Genomic DNA, 4609 nt, shown 5'->3' with positions numbered 1-4609 from the left:
GCCGACGCGCGGCGCGCCCGGCGGCGTCCCGAACGGGGCGGCGCCGCGCAAGGCGGGGGCCAGCGCCGCGCGCTCAGCCACATAGGCCGGGTCCAGCAGACCCGCGACCGGCACCGAGACAAAGGCCGGATCACCGAAATAGCGTTCGCGGTCGGCGTACATCAGCCGTTGCAGCTGGGCGAAGGCGGCCCAGGCCTCGGGGCTCAGCGCCCCCTTGTCCAGATCGGGGGTGTGCTCGCCCATGGCCAGAAGCTGCAGGATCGAGGCCCCGCTGGACGGCGGCGGCGGCACGCAGACGACATAAACCTTGTAGGAACCGCAGACGGCCTCGCGCACGACGGGGCGATAGGCGGCGATGTCGGCGGTGGTCAGCCCGCCCGGACGCGGCCCCTCGGCCACGGCGGCGGCGATGGCTTCAGCCAGCGGCCCCTGTTGCAGACCCGCCGCGCCCTCGCGCGCCAGGCGCCGCACCGTGTCGGCATAGGCGGGGTTCTTCAGCACGTCCCCGGCGACGTAGCGCGTGCCGTCCGGTTTGGTGAAATACTCGGTCGCCCAACGGGTCTTGGCCTGGGGTGCATTGCTGCTGATCATCCCCGCCAGACGCGGGCTGACGACAAAGCCGTCCTGAGCCAGCGTCTCGGCGTCGCCGAACAGATCGGACCAGGCCAGGACCCCGTGCTGCTTCTGCGCCAGAGCCAGCATGGGCACGACGCCCGGCGCGCCGGTCGAATGACCGCTCAGCACCGCATCGACGAAGGGCAGCGGCCGCCCGTTCTCATAGAAGAGTTCCGGCGTGGCCGAGGCGGGCGCCGTCTCGCGCCCGTCATAGACGGTGATCGCGGCGCTCTCGGCGTCGTAGAACATCATGAAGGCGCCGCCGCCCAGACCGGACGACTGCGGCTCGACCAGGCCCAGCACCGCCTGCACGGCCACGGCGGCGTCCACCGCCGACCCGCCGCGCGCCAACACCCGCATCCCCGCCTCGACCGCCAGCGGATTGGCCGCCGACACGAAGGGCCCGCGCGCGGGGGCTTCCGCCACGGCCGCAGCCGATTCAACCGGCGTCGCATCGGCGACCGGCGCCGTGGCGCATCCCGCCAGCATAAATGCGCCGACGGCAGCCCCGGTCAGAATGAGCGAAATCTTGCGCCGACGGTTCGACGAAGGGATGGAATAGGCGCGCACGCAACAACTCCTGCGGGGTTCAGGGAGAGGTTCATGCCTAGTGTCCCAAGCCCCAGAGTCCAAGCCTGCATTTTCTATCGGCATTTTCAGAAAAGCCGCTTGCCAGCCCCCGACCCACCCGCTAGATACCCGGCCCTGCCCGCAAGGCAGTGCGCACCCGTAGCTCAGCTGGATAGAGCACCAGACTACGAATCTGGGGGTCAGGAGTTCGAATCTCTTCGGGTGCGCCATTTCTTCTTTGTCGAACAACGGGTTCGGCGAGCCGTCCTTGCGAAGGCGATTTCATCACGATTTGAACAAAAGCCTCGCGCCCTCGGCCGAAGGCACGCTTGCGCCGGCCGCGCCGCCGGCAGGGACGGCGAGGCGGCGGTCAGCATCTCGCGTCCGAACTAGTCGACGACCCGCGTCACCGTGACGCCGCGCCGCGCCAGCTGCGCCTGCAGACTGTCGGTCCCGGCCAGGTGGCCGGCGCCGACCGAAATGAAGGCCGTGCCCGAACCGGCGAGCAGGGTCTGTATCTGATCCGCCCAGTTCTCGTTCCGGCGGGTCAGCATGACGGCGTACATTTCCGGCGATTCCGTAGCCATCTCCTGACCGATCAGCGCGTCCAGTTCGTCGACGTCGCCGGTGGACCAGGCGCCCACCATGCGGCCGAGGAAGGCGTCGGCCTGATCGAATTCCTTGAGGCCGGAGCGCAGCATGGCCAGCTGGGCCTCCTCCGACATACCGGCGATGAAGCCGATCTGCTGGGACGCGGTCTCGAAGCCCTTGATCGGCTTGCCGGCAGCGGCGGCGCGGGCGTGCAGGATCTGGTCCCCGCCATTGGCCGCGACATAGCCGGCCTTCTGAATCGAGGCGAGCGCCAGTTGCAGGCTGGCCAGCCAGGGCCGCAGCGGGTCCAGTTGCGCCGCGCTGGAGCCGATGGTCCGGGCGGCGCGGTCGAGGTCGGCCGTTTCCTCGGCGGTCAGCAGGCTGGACAGGGGACGATCGGGCGAAATCCCCTTGGCCTGGATCAGCGACATGACGCCGGACTGGTCATTCAGATCGGCGATCTCGAACCAGTATTCATCGGCGCTGGCGAAGGCCTTGTCCACGCGCGCCGTGCCCCACGGCGTATCCGGCTTCAGCACATGGACCGTGCCGAACAGATAGAGGGTGGAATCCTCGTCCTTCACCACCCACAGGCCTGGGCCGGAACCCTTGGGCGCGGCCGTCACAGCGACCAGCTCGGCGGTGGCGGACGTCTGGGCCAGGGCCGACGGCGCCAGCCACAGGGCCGAAACCGCGACGCCGGCGGCGAGGGCGCAGACCGATCGGGTCCAGATACGGGCGAAGGTCATGGAGGCTCCTTTTCAGGACGGCGGGACGAGGATCAGGCGGCCGCGAGGGCCGACTTCAGCCCTCGCCGTCGGAGAAGATGGACTCGATCGGCAGCTGGAACAGTCGCGCGATCTTGAAGGCCAGCGGCAGGGAAGGGTCGTAGCGCCCCGTCTCCAGCGCATTGACGGTCTGGCGCGAGACGCCGAGCTCGGTGGCCAGGTGCGCCTGGCTCCAGTCGCGTTCGGCGCGCAGCACCTTGAGACGGTTGTTCATGCTCGCCCCCTATCGCCGCGCCAGCCACCACCAGGCCCAGGCGATCAAATAGCCTGCGAGCTGGAAAGTCAGGATCGCCGTCATGCCCGAAACCAGCAGGTCGTGCGGCGTTTCCCCCACCCATGCGGGAAGTGCGATCTCTGCGCCCCGGAACGAGAGCGTCAGCAGGCCGATCGCACCGACGGCCATGCCGCAGGTTCCGCCCCAGAACCACGACCATTTATGAGCCTCGCGCGCGGCCTCATCCAGGCGCCGCCACCACCAGCCGCAAATCCAGAGCGTCCCCGCCATGAGCAAAGACAGGACCACGACCGTCAGGATCAGACCGACCTGACCAGGAAGCTCTGAGAGGAAAACCGACCCCATGCCGCCCAGAAGCCCCAGAACCAGCGTACCGACAATCATGCCGATCATGGCGGATGCGCCTAACGGCTTAATGGGCTTCGATGACATGGGCGCTCTCACTGCCGACAGACAAGTCTGTTTTACATTCACCCCAACACAGGTCAAGCGAGGTCATCACCCCGAATGCACCCTACTCCGCCGCCGGAGCATTCAGCAGTTCGGGGCGGCTGAGGGGGCGCGGTGACTGCTCGACGGCGGGCAGTTCGGGCAGGTCCTTGCCCTCGTGATCGACCTGCAGGTCCTCGAAGCGGCGCGCCGAGACCATGACCTGGCTCTCCAGCGAGCCGACGAACTGGTTGTATTTGCCGACCGCAGTTTCGAGCGCGCGACCGACCGAGGCGGCGTGGCCGCCCATGACCGACAGCCGCTTGTAAAGCTCCTTGCCCAGCCTGGCGACGTCCTCGGCGTTGCGCGCCTGCTCCTCGGCACGCCAGCCATAGGCGACCGCCTTGCACAGGGCGAACAGGGTGGTGGGGGTGACGATGACCACGCGCGAAGCCATAGCGTCGGTCATCAGGTCCGGCTCGTGATCCAGGGCGGCGGCCAGGAAGGCGTCGCCGGGTACGAACATGGCGACGAAATCGGGGCTGGGCTTGAAATGATCCTGATAGGCCTTGGACGACAGCTGGCGCACGTGGGTCTTCATGCTGGCGGCGGTGCGCAGCGACATGGCCTGGGCCTGGGCTTCATCGTCGCCGTCCGCCGCGTCGGCGAAGGCCAGCGACACCTTGGCGTCGATGACGAACATGCCGCCGCCGGGCAGTTTGACGATGAAGTCCGGGCGCTGCTGACGGCCTTCGTCGTTGGCCGAGGAGTTCTGCTCCTCGAAGTCGAAGCGGCCCGCCATGCCGGCGGCCTCCAGCACATTGCGGCAGGTCTGCTCGCCCCAGCGGCCGCGGCGGCCGGTATTGCCCTTCAGGGCCTCGGTCAGGCGGCGCGCCTCGTCGCGGGTGGCGGTCGAGGCGGTCATCAGGGCGGCTAGTTGCTCCTTCAGGCCGCCAGTGTCCTCGGCGCGGGTCTTCTCCAGGGCGGCGACGTGCTCCTGGAACTTGGCGAGAGTCTCGGAGACGGGCTTGAGCTGGGCCTCCATCCGTTCGCGGGCGACGCGGTCCTGGGCCTGGAAGCTCTCGGTGGCGCGGGCGACCAGCTTGGTCGCCACGGCCTCGGCCGACTGCGAGGCCTGGGCCTTGAGGAACTCGGCCATGGAATCGCGGCTCTCCTCCATCAGCTCCAGCCGGGCGTCGGCGGCGTCCAGCGCCCCCTTGGCCTTCTGCCAGCCCATGAAGGCCCAGAAGAAGCCGGCGACAGCGGCCACGGCGACGACCAGCAGGATGAGTTCGAGCGTGTTCATGCTCCGTTCCTAGCCGGAGTCGCGGGCCGTTGAAAGTCGCCCCTCTCCCGATGGGAGAGGGCTTGAGCGCACGAG

General features: G+C 68.5%; 5 protein-coding genes and 1 tRNA gene. 1 reads left to right on the top strand and 5 read right to left on the bottom strand.

Annotated elements, in window-relative coordinates; translation table 11 throughout:
• A partial coding sequence (locus ACREEF_RS15535) for a gamma-glutamyltransferase (RefSeq protein WP_431566472.1) occupies window positions 1-1104 on the bottom strand: 1104 nt, incomplete at its 3' end.
• 234 nt (window positions 1105-1338) lie between these two features.
• Here ACREEF_RS15535 and ACREEF_RS15530 point away from each other — a divergent pair.
• Window positions 1339-1415: transfer RNA gene (locus tag ACREEF_RS15530), tRNA-Arg, on the top strand.
• Window positions 1416-1574: 159 nt separating this feature from the next.
• Here the strand turns inward: ACREEF_RS15530 and ACREEF_RS15525 are convergent.
• The 4 genes from ACREEF_RS15525 to ACREEF_RS15510 all read right to left on the bottom strand — a co-directional run bounded on the left by ACREEF_RS15525 (window position 1575) and on the right by ACREEF_RS15510 (window position 4534).
• On the bottom strand, window positions 1575-2525 hold the full coding sequence (locus tag ACREEF_RS15525; protein WP_431566471.1) for a TraB/GumN family protein: 951 nt from the start codon (window positions 2523-2525) through the stop codon (window positions 1575-1577).
• A 55-nt stretch (window positions 2526-2580) separates the two neighbouring features.
• Window positions 2581-2778 carry a helix-turn-helix transcriptional regulator gene (locus tag ACREEF_RS15520; RefSeq protein ID WP_431566470.1) on the bottom strand — a complete coding sequence of 66 codons (198 nt, stop codon included), beginning with the start codon at window positions 2776-2778 and terminating at the stop codon, window positions 2581-2583.
• Between the two features lie 9 nt (window positions 2779-2787).
• Window positions 2788-3192, bottom strand: coding sequence for a hypothetical protein (locus tag ACREEF_RS15515; protein WP_431566469.1), 405 nt, complete (start codon window positions 3190-3192; stop codon window positions 2788-2790).
• Between the two features lie 121 nt (window positions 3193-3313).
• Window positions 3314-4534: a DNA recombination protein RmuC gene (locus tag ACREEF_RS15510; RefSeq protein ID WP_431566468.1), complete on the bottom strand. Its 1221-nt coding sequence runs from the start codon at window positions 4532-4534 to the stop codon at window positions 3314-3316.
• Between the last annotated feature and the right edge of the window lie 75 nt (window positions 4535-4609).

Source organism: Brevundimonas sp., from assembly GCF_050729455.1.
In the GTDB taxonomy this organism is placed as follows: Bacteria; Pseudomonadota; Alphaproteobacteria; order Caulobacterales; family Caulobacteraceae; genus Brevundimonas.
The sequence above is the reverse complement of the archived record's forward strand: the minus strand, read 5'-3'. Positions and strand labels throughout refer to the sequence as shown.